Source organism: Streptomyces sp. NPDC051987 (assembly GCF_040680735.1).
Lineage (GTDB): Bacteria > Actinomycetota > Actinomycetes > Streptomycetales > Streptomycetaceae > Streptomyces.
Genome location: NZ_JBFAXI010000099.1, coordinates 1 through 15,014 on the forward strand (window position 1 = coordinate 1; position 15,014 = coordinate 15,014).

The 15,014-nt window shown below is 71.5% G+C and carries 18 protein-coding genes; 1 reads left to right on the forward strand and 17 read right to left on the reverse strand.

Features of this window, described 5'->3' with window-relative positions; all coding sequences use genetic code 11:
* Window positions 1–152 precede the first annotated feature (152 nt).
* The 17 genes from AB0M11_RS34465 to AB0M11_RS34545 form a co-directional block, all read right to left on the reverse strand.
* The gene (locus AB0M11_RS34465) at window positions 153–710 is read right to left on the reverse strand and encodes a helix-turn-helix domain-containing protein (RefSeq protein WP_365712106.1); all 558 of its coding nucleotides are present in this window, start codon (window positions 708–710) and stop codon (window positions 153–155) included.
* A gap of 127 nt (window positions 711–837) precedes the next feature.
* Entirely contained in the window at window positions 838–1,680 is an 843-nt protein-coding gene (whiG, locus tag AB0M11_RS34470) for an RNA polymerase sigma factor WhiG (protein ID WP_365712083.1), read from the reverse strand.
* 322 nt (window positions 1,681–2,002) lie between these two features.
* Window positions 2,003–3,148 carry a DNA-processing protein DprA gene (gene dprA, locus AB0M11_RS34475; protein WP_365712084.1) on the reverse strand — a complete coding sequence of 382 codons (1,146 nt, stop codon included), beginning with the start codon at window positions 3,146–3,148 and terminating at the stop codon, window positions 2,003–2,005.
* The gene (locus AB0M11_RS34480) at window positions 3,145–4,755 is read right to left on the reverse strand and encodes an ATP-binding protein (protein WP_365712085.1); all 1,611 of its coding nucleotides are present in this window, start codon (window positions 4,753–4,755) and stop codon (window positions 3,145–3,147) included. Before AB0M11_RS34480 ends, dprA begins: the two co-directional genes overlap by 4 nt.
* Window position 4,756: 1 nt before the next feature.
* On the reverse strand, window positions 4,757–5,257 hold the full coding sequence (locus AB0M11_RS34485; RefSeq protein ID WP_365712086.1) for a YraN family protein: 501 nt from the start codon (window positions 5,255–5,257) through the stop codon (window positions 4,757–4,759).
* 117 nt (window positions 5,258–5,374) lie between these two features.
* Window positions 5,375–5,683, reverse strand: a complete 309-nt coding sequence (locus AB0M11_RS34490) for a DUF2469 domain-containing protein (RefSeq protein ID WP_003965949.1) — start codon at window positions 5,681–5,683, stop codon at window positions 5,375–5,377.
* Between the two features lie 56 nt (window positions 5,684–5,739).
* Entirely contained in the window at window positions 5,740–6,246 is a 507-nt protein-coding gene (locus tag AB0M11_RS34495) for an NUDIX hydrolase (RefSeq protein ID WP_365712087.1), read from the reverse strand.
* Window positions 6,236–7,015, reverse strand: coding sequence for a signal peptidase I (gene lepB, locus AB0M11_RS34500; RefSeq protein ID WP_365712088.1), 780 nt, complete (start codon window positions 7,013–7,015; stop codon window positions 6,236–6,238). The genes AB0M11_RS34495 and lepB (AB0M11_RS34500) overlap by 11 nt, the downstream gene beginning before the upstream one ends.
* 118 nt (window positions 7,016–7,133) lie before the next feature.
* Complete coding sequence (gene lepB, locus AB0M11_RS34505; protein ID WP_365712089.1) at window positions 7,134–8,096, reverse strand: signal peptidase I; 963 nt, start codon at window positions 8,094–8,096, stop codon at window positions 7,134–7,136.
* Window positions 7,996–9,138: a signal peptidase I gene (lepB, locus tag AB0M11_RS34510; RefSeq protein WP_365712090.1), complete on the reverse strand. Its 1,143-nt coding sequence runs from the start codon at window positions 9,136–9,138 to the stop codon at window positions 7,996–7,998. Before lepB (AB0M11_RS34510) ends, lepB (AB0M11_RS34505) begins: the two co-directional genes overlap by 101 nt.
* Window positions 9,131–9,838 carry a signal peptidase I gene (gene lepB / locus AB0M11_RS34515; RefSeq protein ID WP_365712091.1) on the reverse strand — a complete coding sequence of 236 codons (708 nt, stop codon included), beginning with the start codon at window positions 9,836–9,838 and terminating at the stop codon, window positions 9,131–9,133. Before lepB (AB0M11_RS34515) ends, lepB (AB0M11_RS34510) begins: the two co-directional genes overlap by 8 nt.
* 83 nt (window positions 9,839–9,921) lie before the next feature.
* A complete protein-coding gene (gene rplS, locus AB0M11_RS34520) occupies window positions 9,922–10,272 on the reverse strand; it encodes a 50S ribosomal protein L19 (protein WP_365712092.1) in 351 nt (116 codons plus the stop codon).
* Between the two features lie 136 nt (window positions 10,273–10,408).
* The gene (trmD, locus tag AB0M11_RS34525; protein ID WP_365712093.1) at window positions 10,409–11,242 is read right to left on the reverse strand and encodes a tRNA (guanosine(37)-N1)-methyltransferase TrmD; all 834 of its coding nucleotides are present in this window, start codon (window positions 11,240–11,242) and stop codon (window positions 10,409–10,411) included.
* A gap of 3 nt (window positions 11,243–11,245) precedes the next feature.
* Window positions 11,246–11,824, reverse strand: coding sequence for a ribosome maturation factor RimM (gene rimM / locus AB0M11_RS34530; protein ID WP_365712094.1), 579 nt, complete (start codon window positions 11,822–11,824; stop codon window positions 11,246–11,248).
* 114 nt (window positions 11,825–11,938) lie between these two features.
* The gene (locus AB0M11_RS34535; protein ID WP_003973401.1) at window positions 11,939–12,178 is read right to left on the reverse strand and encodes an RNA-binding protein; all 240 of its coding nucleotides are present in this window, start codon (window positions 12,176–12,178) and stop codon (window positions 11,939–11,941) included.
* 5 nt (window positions 12,179–12,183) lie between these two features.
* Window positions 12,184–12,603 carry a 30S ribosomal protein S16 gene (gene rpsP / locus AB0M11_RS34540; RefSeq protein ID WP_093498844.1) on the reverse strand — a complete coding sequence of 140 codons (420 nt, stop codon included), beginning with the start codon at window positions 12,601–12,603 and terminating at the stop codon, window positions 12,184–12,186.
* A gap of 317 nt (window positions 12,604–12,920) precedes the next feature.
* Window positions 12,921–13,517: a hypothetical protein gene (locus AB0M11_RS34545; RefSeq protein WP_365712095.1), complete on the reverse strand. Its 597-nt coding sequence runs from the start codon at window positions 13,515–13,517 to the stop codon at window positions 12,921–12,923.
* Window positions 13,518–14,051: 534 nt separating this feature from the next.
* Here AB0M11_RS34545 and AB0M11_RS34550 point away from each other — a divergent pair.
* Complete coding sequence (locus AB0M11_RS34550; RefSeq protein ID WP_365712096.1) at window positions 14,052–14,912, forward strand: class I SAM-dependent methyltransferase; 861 nt, start codon at window positions 14,052–14,054, stop codon at window positions 14,910–14,912.
* Window positions 14,913–15,014: the final 102 nt, after the last annotated feature.

Here is a 15,014-nt window from a genome sequence, read left to right on the forward strand (position 1 = left end):
CCGTGTCCTTCACCCTTGCCGCGGGCAGTCGTGCCGCTGGGGCGGCACGGGTGGGCGCTGGGGGTCCCCCCGGCCGAAGGCTGGGGGAGGCACCCTGCCGGCGCCGGTAAGCGTCCCCACCCCCGGCACCAGCACCGGCGCACCGGCCCGCCTCAGGCCCGCACGCCCCGCAGGGCCATCGCGACGGCCGCGTCGGTGATCACGGCCGGGTCCTCCGCCGCCCCCAGCTCGATCCGCCGCACCGCCGCGTCCACGACCCCCTGGACCAGCATCGCCGCGAGCCGCGGCTGCCCATGCCCCAGCTCCCCCAGCGCCTCCACGATCATCGCGACCAGCCCGCCGTGCGCGGCCCTGATCTTCTCCCGTGCGCCCGCGTCCAGCTCGCTCGCCGAGATGGCGACCACCGCCCGGTGCCGCCGGTCCCCGATCAGCGCCAGCTGCTGCCGGACGTACGCCTCGACCCTGCCCTCGGCGGAATCCGCCCGCTCCATCGCCGCCGCGACCTCCGCCGCCCAGACCGGGAAGTCGGCCTCGCACAGCTCCTCGACGACGGCGGCCCGGGACCGGAAGTACTCGTAGACGGACGAGCGCGCGAGCCCCGTGCGCTCGGCGAGCGCGGGGAAGGTCAGCGCCTCCGTGCCGCCCTCGGACAGGAGGGACCGCGCCGCGTCCAGCAGGGCGGCTCGCTGCATCGACCTGTGCTCGGCCACGGAGGCCGCTCGAATCCTTGGCACGGCGACCACTGTACGGACGCGCCGGGCCGGACGGGAGACAGCACGGCGGGGACGCGGCGTGCGCGGCCGCCGCCGTCGGCCGGAAGTCTCCCGCCGGCCTCGGTCAACGGCCGAAACTCGCCAGCTTGGCCCGCAGCTGCAGCACCGACTTGGTGTGGATCTGGCTGACCCGGCTCTCGGTGACCCCGAGCACGTTCCCGATCTCGGCGAGGGTGAGCCCCTCGTAGTAGTAGAGCGTCACCACGGTCTTCTCCCGCTCCGGCAGCGTGTTGATCGCCCGCGCCAGGAACCGCCGCAGCTCCCGGTCCTCGGCCACCTCCACGGGGTTGTCCGCGGCGGTGTCCTCCAGCGTGTCCATCACGCTCAGCCCCTCGCCGCCCTCGCCCCCGACGTGCAGCAGCTCCTCCAGCGCCACCACGTTGGCCAGCGACAGCTGACTGAAGACGGCGTGCAGCTCGTCCACCTCGATGCCCAGCTCGGCGGCGACCTCGCCCTCCGAGGGCGTGCGCCGCAGCCGGGCCTCCAGGGTGGCGTAGGCCCGCTCCACGTTCCGCGCCTTCTGCCGGACCGAACGCGGGATCCAGTCCAGCGCCCTCAGCTCGTCGATCATCGCGCCCCGGATCCGGGTGATCGCGTACGTCTCGAACTTGATCTCCCGGTCGACGTCGAACTTCTCGATCGCGTCGATCAGCCCGAACACCCCGGAGGAGACGAAGTCGGCCTGCTCCACGTTGGGCGGCAGACCCACGCTCACCCGCCCCGCCACGTACTTGACCAGCGGCGAGTAGTGCAGGATCAGCTGCTCCCGCAGCCGGTCGTCCCCCGTCGCCTTGTACGACCGCCACAGCTCGTCGAGCGTCGAGGGAGCGGGCGGCCGCACTCTGCCACCGTCACGGGCGGCTGGGGGGATCGCCGCCCGGTCGGATCCGGAGGTGTGCTGGGGCATTCGTCGCCTTGTGCCGTTCTGCTGTGAAGTGCCAGGAACTGCCGTGATGTGCCGTGGAGCAGGTGGAGTGGGAGGTGAAAGCGAGGGTCGGGCGGGGTGTCGGTCTCGTACCGGTCGGCGCGGTCTGCGCCAGGCCTTTCGTGAGCGTAGCGTGACTGAAGAGTCGCGGTGCGCGAACAAGGAGGCTCCACCCCTGCGCGAACCCCCTGCACGGCGCGCCCCACCGCGCTCGGCGCGTCGCTCTGTGTGATCTTTGGAAGGCGTCAACTCCGGGAATTCCCAAGGGCGTCGGGGGTTCCCCCGGACGGCCGAACACGCTCGGTCAGCACCGGCTCCGACCTGCCCGGACCGAGATCATCGCCTGGCGTGTCAACTTCCAGCCGTCGCCGTGTCGTTCGACGTAACCAAGTGCTCGGAGTTCGTACAGTCTCGCGACCGCCTCGTCCGGGGAGGTCTGGGCGCCGCGTGCCACCTCTTCGGGTGAGGCCGTCCGGTTGCCGGGCAGCGCCGCGAGGACCTGCCGGGCGGCGGGTTCGAGCAGGTCGCGCGGGAGGACGGGGCCGCGCCTGGCGGGGGCCAGCTCGCCCATGTCACCGACGAGTTCGACGACCTCCGCCGCATCGGTGACCAGCACGGCCTCCTGTCGGAGAAGCTCGTGCACCCCGGCCGAGAGACCGCTGGTGGCCGGTCCTGGCACGCCCATGGTGAGCCTGCCGAGCCGCTGCGCCGCCCGCGCGGTGACCAGTGAGCCGCTGCGGTGGGCGGCCTCCACCACGACGGTCCCCCTGGTGAGCGCCGCGATGACCCGGTTGCGGAGCACGAACCTGCTCTGTGTCGGATGCTCGCCGGGCGGCAACTCCCCCACCACCAGTCCCTGTTCGGCGATCCTGTTGATCAGCTCGGTGTGGCCCCGGGGATAGGGCCGGTCGACCCCGCTGGCCAGCACGGCGACGGTGGCCCCGCCGGCACCCAGCGCTCCGCGGTGCGCGGCGCCGTCGACGCCGTAGGCCCCGCCGGACACCACGACCCAGCCGCGCTCGGCGAGCCCCGCGGCGAGAACGGCCGCCATGTGGGCGCCGTACTCGGTGCAGGCGCGGGCCCCGACGACGGCGACGGAGCGCAGCGCCCACATCCGCAGACTGGGCCGGCCGCGCACCCACAGGCCGAGCGGGCGGGCGTCGCCGAGGTCGTCGAGCTGGCTGGGCCACTCGGTGTCGCCGGGGCGCACGAACCGCGCACCGGCCTTCCGTGCGACGGCGAGGTCCGCGTGCGGATCGGCCTGGTGCGCCCGGGACAGCAGGCCCGCCCAACGAGTGCCGCTGACGCCGGGCAGGGGCGGCCCGCCCTCGCGCAGCCGGCCCGCCACCTCCGGCACGCCCCGCTCCCGCACCCACCGCCCGGCGATCTCGTCACCGGGTTCGACGACCCGGGCCAGGAAGACCCGGTCGAGCAGTTCGGGGTCGCTCATGGGGCGATCCCCTCCAGGACCGCGCCACGCCGGACGCCGGTGCGCAGCTCCAGGGCCAGGTTGACGTCGTTGGCCGAGGGCCGGTCGCGGCCCGCCAGGTCGGCGAGGGTCCAGGCGACCCGGAGCACCCGGTCCAGGCCACGGGCGGTGAGCAGGCCCCGGTCGAGGTCCAGCTCCGCCTTGAGCAGCGCGCCCGGCCGGACGTGCCAGCGGGTGCGGAGTTCGTGTCCCGGGACCTCGCTGTTGGTGTGCCAGGGCAGCCCGTCGTAGCGGTGGGCGGCCCGCTCCCGCGCCGCGCGCACCCGGTCGGCCACGACGGCGGAGGGCTCGGCTCCGGTGTGCAGCCGCAGCAGTTCCTCCCTGGCGACGGGTTCGACGGTGACCCTGAGGTCCACCCGGTCCATCAGGGGGCCGGAGAGCCGGGCGCGGTACCGCTTGATCGAGGAGGGCCGGCACTCGCAGACGTCTCCTGCGGTGCCGTGCCTGCCGCAGGGGCAGGGGTTGGCGGCGAGGACCATGAGGAACCTCGCGGGCATCCGCAGCATCCCGGCGGCGCGGGCGACGACGACGTGGCCCGACTCCAGGGGCTGGCGCAGGGCGTCCAGGACGCTGCTGTGGAACTCGGCCGCCTCGTCCAGGAAGAGCACGCCGTGGTGGGCCAGGGAGACCGCTCCGGGGCGCGGCAGGCCGGTTCCGCCGCCGACCAGGGAGGCCATGGTGGCCGAGTGGTGCGGGGCGCAGTACGGCGGGCGGTCGACCAGGGGGTGGCCGGGCGGCAGCATCCCGGCCACCGAGTGGACGGCGGTGACCTCCAGGGACTCCTGCCGGCTCAGCTCGGGCAGCAGCCCCGGCAGCCGCTCGGCCAGCATGGTCTTGCCGGCGCCGGGCGGACCCTTGAAGAAGACGTGATGGCGGCCGGCCGCGGCCACCTCCAGGGCGGCGCGGGCCACCTGCTGCCCCGCGACGTCCGCGAGGTCGGGCGCGTGGTCGCCGGTGACCATGCCGGTGCCGAGCCCCATGCCCGGGAGGGCGAGCCCGGCGAGGAACGGGTCCGGGCGGATCTCGCCGCCGACGGGCTCCTCGTCGGGCACCGGTTCGTCGGTGAGGACGGCGATCAGCTGGCGCAGGCTGCGGACGCCCAGCACGGACACCCCCGGCACCAGCGAGGCCTCCGGCACGGCGCTCTCCGGGACGACCACCTGCTCGTAGCCGGCGTCGGCGGCGGCCAGCACGGCGGGCAGGATGCCCCGGACCTGCCGGACCCGGCCGTCCAGGCCCAGCTCGCCGATCATCACGATCTCGGCGAGCACCCGGGGATCGATCCGCTCGGCCGCCCCGAGCACGGCCGCGGCCACCGCGAGGTCGAAGCCGCTGCCGCTCTTCGGCACGGACGCCGGGCTGAGTCCGACGGTGAGCTTCTTCGAGGGCCAGGCGGCGCCCGAGTTCACCACCGCCGCCCGGACCCGGTCGCGGCTCTCGGTCAGGCTCTTGTCCGGCAGCCCCACCAGGGTGAAGGCCGCCACGCCGGGTTCCAGGTCGGCCTGGACCTCGACGACCACGCCCTCGACGCCGACCAGCGCCACCGAGCAGGTACGCGCGAACCCCATCTCACGCCACCCCCCGGACGTGCTCGACGACGGGCGCCCCGCGCCGCGGCAGGAGCACTCCGACGACGTCGATGCGGACACCGCCGGGGGGTGCCCCGCCGTGTGCGTGGATCCAGTGCTCGGCCAGGCCGCGCAGGCGCTGCGCCTTCTGCGGGGAGACCGCGGCCATGGGGTGCTCGAAGACCCCAGCCCGGCGGGTCTTGACCTCGCAGACGACCAGGACGTCGCCGTCCCGCGCCACGATGTCGATCTCGCCGGTCCGGCCGCAGCGCCAGTTGCGCTCCAGGACCGTCATCCCGGCCTCGGCCAGCCGCCGTGCGGCCAGCGTCTCGCCGTACTGGCCGAGTGCACTGCGCGCGCGACTCCTGCGCGCCTGAGCCGTGGACGCCTGGTTCGCGCGTGCATGACGTGCATGATCCGTGCACGCCCGATCTGCGCGTGCCCGATGCGCACGTGTCTGCTCCGTGCGTGCCTGGTCCGTGCGTGCCTGGTCCGTGTTCATGTCGGCACCACCTCCGGCGCCAACCGTCACGCATCCCCGGCCAAGAAGTTGATCTTGGTGAGCTACTCAGCGGTTGTGGACAATTCCGTCACCCTCACGAGCGACACCCTCCACGGCTCAGCCGCCCGGAAGCTCCAGGTCGCTCTTGTTCAGCTCCTCGATGTTCACGTCCTTGAACGTGAGGACGCGGACCTGCTTCACGAAACGGGCCGGCCGGTACATGTCCCAGACCCAGGCGTCCGCCATGGACACCTCGAAGAAGACCTCACCCTGGACCGAGTGCACCTGCATCTCGTAGTCGTTGGTGAGGTAGAAGCGCCGCTCGGTCTCGATCACGTATTTGAACAGACCGACGACATCGCGGTACTCCCGGTAGAGCTTCAGCTCCATCTCGGTCTCGTACTTCTCGAGGTCCTCGGCGCTCATGGCATGTTCCCCTTCAGCCGTGCGATCCCACCATTGTGCGCCAGTCGCGGACGCCCCTAGACGATTTCCGTGTCAAGGGTGACCGGCCCGGCGGGGGGACCTTCGTCGAGCAGCCTACGGAACAGCTCGGCGAGTCTGGTCGGATACACCGTCTCATGCGCCCGGGTCAGTTCCTGGCACGTCCACCAACGTGCTCCGGCCATACTGCGCCGTTCCAGCTCGGTGAGGGCGGTGGCCGCGGTGGCCGTCTGCGTCGTGCGGGCCAGGTAGTACCACTCGTCCTGGTCCCAGCGGCGGCCGGCGAACGGGAAGGAGCAGGTCCGCCGCCACAGCACCGGACCGAGTTGGACGTCCGTGATGCCGGTCTCCTCGGCGAGTTCCCGCACTGCGGCCTGCTCACGGGTCTCGTCGCCCTCCAGACCGCCGCCGGGCGTGAACCACCAGTCGTCGGCCGGGTCGTCCGGCTCGTGGCCGTGCAGCAGCAGGATGCGGTTCTCGGGGTCGAGCAGGACCACCCGGGCCACCTTCCGCAGGCCGTCCTCCGGCAGCGCCTCAGCGGGCACCGGCGGGCTCCGTGCGGGCACGGGCTCGGGACAGCAGGCCCGCGACCGGGCCGTAGGCGCCGCCCCCGAGGACCAGCACCCCACCTGCCACGATCATGAACTCGATCAGGTGCAGCGGCCCCGGCTGCGAGAGGGCACCCAGGGTCTCGAAGCCGGTCGGGCGCTTGAGCAGGCCCTTCATCGGCCAGATCACGGCGTCCACGCGGGCACTGACGGCACTGCGCGCGACCGTGCCCTGCGCCGCGTCGGTGAGGTGGGCGGTGGAGTCCAGGGAACCCTGGCGCTCGTCACCGAGGAGGAAGAGCCGGCCCTTGGGGACGGTGACCTTCGGGAAGCCCTGGAGTTCGGCCTGGCTGCCGGCCGGCAGATACGGCTCGTCGATCTGCTTGCCGTTGACGGTCAGCTTGCCGTCGGTGCAGCAGGCCACCGTGTCCCCGCCGACGGCGACCACGCGCTTGACGACGTTCGCGTTGGTGACCCAGCTCTTGTCGCGGAAGATGACGACATCGCCCCGGCGCACCTCGCTGCCGTCGATGCGCTGGCCGATGACCCGGTCCCCGACGTCGATCGTCGGCGTCATCGAGGCGGTGGGCACGGTGTACGGCCGGTAGACCACCGCCGCCCAGGCGAATCCGCCCAGGAACAGCACGATGCCCAGCGCCACGGCGATCCCGGACAACCGCTGTCCGAGTCTGCTGCCGGCCTGTGCCGCACTCGTGCTGGTGCCTCCGCCGCTGCGCGGGGCCGTCCGTATCGTGCTGTCGCCCATGAGGCCGCACCCTACCCGGCGGTACCGGGCAGGGGCAGCCCTTCTTCGGCGCCCCTGGTCACAAGCTCCCCAAGGCTTTCACATGGGGTGGTCAGCCCGGTCGCGCCGCGCGCGGCGGTCAGCGCCGGCCGGCGGCCACGCGCTGGTCGACCTTCTGCTCGACGCGGTCGCCCCGGCGCCGACGCCACACCGCGACCGGCAGCACGGCGGCGACGACCACGCCCTCCGGCGCCACCGACAGGGAGGCCGCGGCGGACGACTGGGTGTTGATGCCGCTCTGGTCGAAGGTGTCCGGGATCGGCAGCGTGCCCCAGCGGTTGATCGGCCAGGCCTTGACGATGGCACGGCCGACGACGTCCTTCACCGGGACCATGCCGTGGTGTTTGTCGGACTGGTTGTAGCGCGAGTCGCGGGAGTTCTGGCGGTGGTCGCCCATCACCCAGATGGAGCCCTTGGGCACGTGGACCGTGAACTGGCCGCCCTGGTCGTCGACGCTGCACGGGGTGTTGCCCGGGTACACATAGGGCTCGTTCAGCGCATGGCCGTTGACCATGAGCGGGCCGCTGCCCTTGCAGGACACCGTGTCGCCGCCGACGCCGATGACCCGCTTGATCAGGTCGCGCTCCTCTGCCGACGGCATCAGGCCGATCCAGCTGAGGAAGGTCTGGATCGCGTTCGGCTGGGCGGTGGGTTCGCCCGCCAGCCAGTCGTCCGGGTCGTGGAAGACGACGACCTCGCCGCGCTCCGGCTCGGAGCCGAACCACGGGGTGAGCTTGTCGACCAGGACGCGGTCGCCCTGCTGGAGGGTGTTCTGCATCGAGTCGGACGGGATCGAGAACGCCTGCACCAGGAAGGTCTTGATCAGCAGCGCCAGCACCAGGGCGATGATGACCAGGATCGGCAGCTCCTTCCAGAAGGAACGTGGCTTCTTCGGTGCGGACGCCGCCGACTTGCCCGGGTCGCCGTCCGCGCCCGCGCCGTCACCTCCGGAGTACGGACCCTCTGCCGGGGTGCCGTCTCCACCGGGCCCGGTGCCGTCGCCGGAGGTCGAGGCGCCGTCTGCGGAGGGGACATTCTCCACGGGGCGCCCGCTGTGCTCCTCGCCGTCGTGTCCCGACCGTGCGCCAACCGCCACATCCCCCACGCCAACTCCTTACTCCGTGCCGCCGCCCGCGTCGTCCCCGGCGCAGGCCCACCACTCCCATAACGAGCGGGAGTTCCGCAGGGCTCGGGAGTTGGATGTATCCGTTCGGACCGTCGGAGGCAACCCTATGCGACAGCCGGGGGGCCGCGGTCGACCCCGACCCGGAGTCAGAAACGCTTGCGAAGGTTTTAGGTTCGTCGAGCTTGGTCCAGTGGCCGACGGGCCAGCCGATCATCATGGCGCGGCCCACCACCGAGGTGACGGCGACCGTGCCGCCGTAGTCGGTGTCCATGTGTGCCCGGGAGTCGGCCGAGTTGCCGCGGTGGTCGCCCATCACCCACAGCCGTCCCTCGGGGACGGTGATGTCGAACTCCTGTGTGGAGGGGGCGTTTCCGGGATACAGGTAGTCACCCTCGGTCAGCGGAACGCCGTTGACGGTCACCCGGCCCTGGGCGTCACAGCACTTGACGTGGTCGCCGCCGACGCCGATGACCCGTTTGATGAGGTCCTTCTCGTTGGCGGACGGCAGCAGGCCGATGAACGTGAGCCCTTCCTTGACCTGCTTGACCACGACCGGGTCGTTCGCCTGGGTGGTCTGCTCGCCCGCCAGCCAGCCGCCCGGGTCGTGGAAGACGACGACGTCGCCGCGGTGCGGTTTCCACCCGAACCAGGGGGTGAACTTGTCCACCAGGACCCGGTCGCCGATCCGGATCGTCTGCTCCATGGAACCCGACGGGATCACGAAGGCCTGGACGAGGAACGTCTTCAGCACGAGCGCTATCAGGACGGCCACGCCGACCAGCAGCGGTATCTCCCGCACCGCGCCGCGCCGGCGCTTGCGCTTGACCTTGCGCTGCAGCTTGCGCCGCTCCGCGCGGGAGCGGCCGCCGGACGGACCGGAGGTGCGCCGGGCCCCGGTGGGCAGCAGGCTGGCGGCGGCGTCCACCGGCACGCCGCGCGGTCTGCCGCGGTTACCCATGGGACGCTCCGGCCGACGGCACGCGCGCGTAGGCGGCGGGACGGGTGAGACGGGTCCAGTGGGCGTACGGCCAGACGATCCAGTCGGCCCGGCCGATGACGTCGCCGACGGGGATCATGCCGCCGCCGGGCGAGCCGAGGTGGTCGCGGGAGTCGCTGGAGTTGCTGCGGTGGTCGCCGAGGACGAAGAGCGTGCCGTCGGGGACGTCGACGTTGAAGGGCACGGTGGAGGCGGTGTCCCCGGGATACAGGAACGAGGTCTCGTCCACCGGCCGGCCGTTCACTTCGATCCTCCCCTTCTGGTCGCAGCAGACCACATGGTCTCCTCCCACACCGACGACGCGTTTGATGTAGTCCGCGTCCCCGAAGTAACCGGAGCCGTCGAACACCACGACATCTCCCCGGCGCGGCCCGGCACCGAAACGGTACGCCAACTTATTTACGAGAACCCGGTCCCCGATCCTCAATCCCTGTTCCATGGATCCGCTGGGAATCTGGAATGGTTGCACCACGAAAGTGTTGAGGACGAGCAAAAACGCGAGGCAGGCGAAAAGGGTGAGGGTGATCCAGCCGCCGGGCAGCCAGTCGGTGACCCGCTGGACGGCCCGCGCCACCAACGCGAAACGCGACCGGTCCTCCGCGGCCTCTGGTTCGGGGCGGGAGGAGCGGTCGCGCTCCGTCTGCTGTGCTTCGGTGTCCATCGGGGCCAGATGGTATCCGGCCTCGATGAGACTCCTTCTTACCGGCTCGTCCGCCTGGGGCTCGCGAGGACCGGCACGCGAGATCAGCTGTCCCGCTTCTCCTTGATCTTCGCGGCCTTGCCGCGCAGGTCGCGCAGGTAGTACAGCTTGGCGCGACGCACGTCACCGCGGGTGACGAGTTCGATCTTCTCGACGATCGGGGTGTGCACCGGGAAGGTGCGCTCGACGCCGACGGAGAAGGAGACCTTGCGGACCGTGAAGGTCTCGCGGACACCGCTGCCCTGGCGGCGGATCACAACGCCCTTGAACTGCTGCACACGGGAGCGGTTGCCCTCGATGACGCGGACGTGGACGTTGACGGTGTCACCCGGGCGGAAGGCCGGGACGTCGCTGCGCAGCGACGCGGCGTCGACGGTGTCGAGCAGGTGAGACATTTCGTCTGCTTTCCTCGCTGATGCCACAGGTCATCAACGGAAACTAGGTGTTCCATGGGGTCTGCCGCGCGGGTCGGGGCGGGCGTCGTGTCCCCCTGTGGCAGGGGCGCACGCCGGACGGACGCACAACAGCGGCCTATTCTTCCACGCCCTCTGGCCTGCGCCAAAATCGGCCGTGCGGGGCGCCCTCCGGGTCCGGGGCCCAGCCCAGGATGGAGAGCATCTCGCGGTCCTTCTTGTCGAACTCCCCGGGGGCACAGCGCTCGATCAGGTCCGGCCGGTTGACGGTGGTCCGCTTCAGGGCCTCGTCGCGGCGCCAGCGGGCGATCTTGCCGTGGTGGCCGCTGAGCAGCACGTCGGGGATGTCCCGGCCGCGCCAGACGGGCGGCTTGGTGTAGACGGGGCCCTCCAGGAGGTTCGCCATCGCGCCGGGCGCGAAGGAGTCGTCCCGGTGCGACTCGGCGTTGCCGAGGACGCCGGGCAGCAGCCGCGCCACGGCCTCCGTGATGACGAGCACGGCCGCCTCGCCGCCGGCCAGCACGTAGTCGCCGATGGACACCTCGTAGACCGGCATCCGGGTGGCGTACTCGTCCATGACCCGCCGGTCGATGCCCTCGTAGCGGGCCGGGGTGAAGATCAGCCAGGGTCGCTCGGAGAGTTCGACGGCGAGTTCCTGGGTGAAGGGACGGCCGCTCGGGGTCGGCACGATGAGCGCGGGGGCGTGCGCGCCGGTCTCGTAGCCGTCGGCGAGGACGGTGTCCAGGGCGTCGCCCCAGGGCTCGGTCTTCATGACCATGCCGGGCCCGCCGCCGTAGGGGGTGTCGTCGACCGTGTTGTGCCGGTCGTAGGTCCACCTGCGCAGATCGTGCACCTGGACATCGAGCCGGCCACGCGCGCGTGCCTTGCCGACCAGCGAGACGTTCAGGGGTTCGAGGTACTCGGGGAAGATCGTGACTACGTCGAGGCGCATCTCTTACGACTCTTCCCTCGGCGAGGGGTCCTCGCCCGCCGACGGCTCGTCGCGCGCGGACGCGATCTCGGCCCGGTCGTCGATCAGGCCGGGCGGCGGGGCGATGACCGCCCGCTGCTCGGCCAGGTCGATCCCGGTGACGATCTCCTCCACGAACGGGATCATCACCTCGCTGCCGTCGGGCCGCTCCACGATGAACAGGTCCTGGGAGGGCAGGTGCGAGATCTCGGTGATCCGGCCGACCTCGGTGCCGTCCTCGGTGACCACGTCCAGGTCGATGAGCTGGTGGTCGTAGTACTCGTCCTCGCCCTCGGGCAGCTCCTCCGGGTCGATCTCGGCGATCAGGAGGGTGTTGCGCAGGGCCTCGGCGCCGGTGCGGTCCTTGACGCCCTCGAAGCGCAGGAGCAGACGGCCGCTGTGCACCCGGCCGGTCTCGATGGTGAGCGGTCCCGCCGACGCGGGATCGGTGGCGAGTACGGCGCCGGGCGCGAGCCTGAGCTCCGGCTCGTCGGTACGTACCTCGACGGTGACCTCGCCCTTGATGCCGTGGGCGCGGCCGATCCGTGCGACTACCAGCTGCACTGTGCCTGTTCTCCTGTCATCTCCTGCTCGACCTGCTCGAATCTGCTCATACGACTGCGGGCCGGGGACGGCCAGTGGCCCTCCCCGGCCCGAGCCGGTGCTGCTGCGAAAGCGTCAGCGGACGTGGTCGACGTCGACGAGGTCGACGCGGACTCCGCGACCGCCGATGGCGCCCACGACGGTGCGCAGGGCGCGTGCGGTGCGGCCGTTACGGCCGATCACCTTGCCGAGGTCGTCGGGGTGCACCCGGACCTCCAGCACGCGCCCGCGGCGCAGGTTGCGCGAGGCGACCTGCACATCGTCAGGGTTGTCGACGATGCCCTTCACGAGGTGCTCAAGCGCCTCTTCGAGCATGCTGCTCAGGCCTCGGTCGACTCGGACTCAGCCGCGGCCTCGTCCTTCTTCTCAGCCTTCTTCTTCTGGGTGATCGCCTCACCCTTGCCCTCGTCGTCACCGCCGAGCGCCTCGAACGACGGACGCGTGGCCTTCGGCGCGGCCACGAGCAGCGGCGCCGGGGCGGGCTCGCCCTTGAACTTCTGCCAGTCGCCGGTCTTCTTCAGGATGGCGAGCACGGGCTCGGTCGGCTGGGCGCCGACGCCGAGCCAGTACGCGACGCGGTCGGCGTCCACCTCGATGACCGACGGGTTGTAGGTCGGGTGGTACTTGCCGATCTCCTCGATCGCACGGCCGTCACGGCGGGTGCGGGAGTCGGCGACGACGATGCGGTAGTGAGGCGAACGGATCTTGCCCAGACGCTTCAGCTTGATCTTGACTGCCACGGGAGTGGGTTCTCCTGGATTTGACGTGGTTGGGCACGGCGAGATTGCCGCGTGGGGTTGCGGTACCCGAGTGCCCGATGGACGCGTCAGCCGGAGGAGAGAGGGGTCCTGTGCGACTGTCGAGTACAGCTAGCCATTGTGCCACACCCGGCGGGTCGCTTCGGCCGCCGGGTGATGGGGCGCCTTCGGGCATGCCACAGGCGCACCCGGCGTGGAGGTGAGGTACGACGGGTGCGCCGACCGGTGCTGTGAAGTTGCCGTCCGCGAGCGGAAGGGTGACGTCGGGCATGACTGCGGCTGCCACGAGCAGCCGCGGCCTATGCCGCGCCCACGACCTCCGGGATGCGGAACGGTTTCCCGCAGCCGCCGCAGACGATGGGGGCCTGGGCCAGGACCGACGGAACCACCCGGACATTGCGGCCGCAGTCGCACACCGCCTTGACCCGGACGCCGCCGCCCGAAGAGCCGTGACGGGCTGCCGGGCCGCGGAAGGTGCGGGTGGTGTCGGCGGACGTGGCCACCGTGTGCGCCTTGAGAGCGCGCTGCAGTCTCTCGATGGTCGGACGGTAGCGTCGCTTCGCCTCGGGGTTGAGCGTGACCAGCGAGAAGCCGCTGCTGGGATGCGGCTCGTCGGGGTGGTCCAGGCCCAGCTCCTCGGCGATCGCGAGGAATCGGCGGTTGTGGTAGCGGCCGGCCCGGGAGGTGTCGCGGACTCCGCGGGAGGCGGCGATGCCGTGGACTGCCTCATGGAGCAGCCGTTCGAAGGAGAGCTCGTGACCGCACGCGGACGACGACTCCCCGATCAGGGACTCTGGCGCGGCAAGGTCCGGCAGCTCGGGGTGGTACCGCTGAATGTCGGCCCACGCCTGCGCCAGCTCTGCGGCGAGAACAGGTGGTGTCTGTGTCGTGCTCACGTAATGAGAACGAGCGGGGGTGCCCCTGTGTTCCTATTCCGGGGCATCCCAAATAATTTGCACGTACCCGTCAGTTGCCGCTGATGCGTGGAGACGAACACGGGTGCGCTGAACTGCGGAGAAGCCTCACAGCTCGTACCAAGCCGGTGCGTAGTCTGACGTACGCCCCGGCACGTACCCCTGGTCCGGACGCCTGGGCGACGGAGATCGGCTGATACGCAAGAGGTGTTTCGGTCGCTCTCGTGGCGCAAGCCTCACCCTGTTCAGCGTGCGCGGCGGCCCCGGCGTCACCCACGGCCCGCCGCCCGGCCATGGCCAGAACCGCTGGGTCGTGGGTCCGATGGTAGAGCCCCACGTTGCCGGGATGTGAAATCTCGCCACAGTCACAGCCCACGTGCAAGCCGGGACCCACGACCTCTGGACGCCATCGCGAGCCCGGAGTTATGTGGCATAGGTGGGAAGTGCGAGCGCACGACACGGGGGCCACGGAATCGGTCAGTGCGTAACTCTCTCGGCGGATTGGGGCGCTTACCTATGACACCTACGCTCGTGCGGCACCACCTGTCCCACGCGGACTCACCACCCCGTGGGAACCTGGGCGCACGCGCGCGTGACTGGTCCGAGATCCAGGAGCGGATGCTGGTGCCGCTCTACGAGACCGTCCACGAGCGACTCGAAGTGGGCCCTGCCACCCGGCTGCTCGGCCTGCGCTGCGGTTCCGGCCTCGCCCTGCTGATGGCGGCGGCCAGAGGAGCCGCGGTCACCGGAGTCGACTCCTGCCCCGAACGGCTCGCGCTCGCCCGTGAGCGCCTGCTGCCCGAGCCCGCGCCGAACGCACGCGCGCGCGGCCGAGCCGCCCGGATCGTCGTGGGCACTCCCCGGGACGCGGCGGTCGGGCAGGCCCCGGGGTACAACCTGATCACCGCCTTCGAGCCGATCGGCTGCCTGGCCGGCGACGCCGCGGACCTCGGTGACCTGCTCGCCGAGGCGACGCCGTTGGCGGCGCACGGGGCGGCGGTGGTGCTGGCCGGCTGGGGTCCGCCGGAGCGCTGCGCGACCTCGTCCGTGCTGCGGGTGGCCGCGAAGTTGGCCGATCCTTTGCGGAGCGCAGGGAGCTGGCGGCCTGCCTGCCGCGACGATCTGGAGGAGGTGGCCGAGCGGGCTGGTCTGCGGATCGACGGTTCGGGGCGGGTCTCCTGCCCGTTCGGGTACGCCGACACGGACAGCGCCGTGCGGGGGCTGATGTCGACCGGGCTGTTCGACGCGGGGATCTCGGCGGCCGACGAGGAGCAGGTCGGGAAGGAACTGGTCGAGGCGCTCCAGCCGTACGTGCGGGCCGACGGCACGGTGTGGATGCCGAATGTGTTCCGGTACTTGATCGCGCGGGTGCGCTGACGCTGGGTCGCGGCCGCCGTCTTCGGTGCGGCGCCGTGGGGGCTGGTCGCGCCCACGCGGCGGAGCCGCACATCGATGACAGCCCCGCGCCCCTTTCGGGGC

Excerpts from the sequence above, each read along its gene's own strand:
- whiG (WP_365712083.1), bottom strand. The coding sequence starts at position 1,680 with ATGCCCCAGCACACCTCCGGATCCGACCGGGCGGCGATCCCCCCAGCC.
- dprA (WP_365712084.1), bottom strand. The coding sequence starts at position 3,148 with ATGAGCGACCCCGAACTGCTCGACCGGGTCTTCCTGGCCCGGGTCGTC.
- AB0M11_RS34480 (WP_365712085.1), bottom strand. The coding sequence starts at position 4,755 with ATGGGGTTCGCGCGTACCTGCTCGGTGGCGCTGGTCGGCGTCGAGGGC.
- AB0M11_RS34485 (WP_365712086.1), bottom strand. The coding sequence starts at position 5,257 with ATGAACACGGACCAGGCACGCACGGACCAGGCACGCACGGAGCAGACA.
- AB0M11_RS34490 (WP_003965949.1), bottom strand. The coding sequence starts at position 5,683 with ATGAGCGCCGAGGACCTCGAGAAGTACGAGACCGAGATGGAGCTGAAG.
- lepB (WP_365712088.1), bottom strand. The coding sequence starts at position 7,015 with ATGGGCGACAGCACGATACGGACGGCCCCGCGCAGCGGCGGAGGCACC.
- lepB (WP_365712090.1), bottom strand. The coding sequence starts at position 9,138 with ATGGGTAACCGCGGCAGACCGCGCGGCGTGCCGGTGGACGCCGCCGCC.
- lepB (WP_365712091.1), bottom strand. The coding sequence starts at position 9,838 with ATGGACACCGAAGCACAGCAGACGGAGCGCGACCGCTCCTCCCGCCCC.
- rplS (WP_365712092.1), bottom strand. The coding sequence starts at position 10,272 with ATGTCTCACCTGCTCGACACCGTCGACGCCGCGTCGCTGCGCAGCGAC.
- trmD (WP_365712093.1), bottom strand. The coding sequence starts at position 11,242 with ATGCGCCTCGACGTAGTCACGATCTTCCCCGAGTACCTCGAACCCCTG.
- AB0M11_RS34535 (WP_003973401.1), bottom strand. The coding sequence starts at position 12,178 with ATGCTCGAAGAGGCGCTTGAGCACCTCGTGAAGGGCATCGTCGACAAC.
- AB0M11_RS34550 (WP_365712096.1), top strand. The coding sequence starts at position 14,052 with ATGACACCTACGCTCGTGCGGCACCACCTGTCCCACGCGGACTCACCA.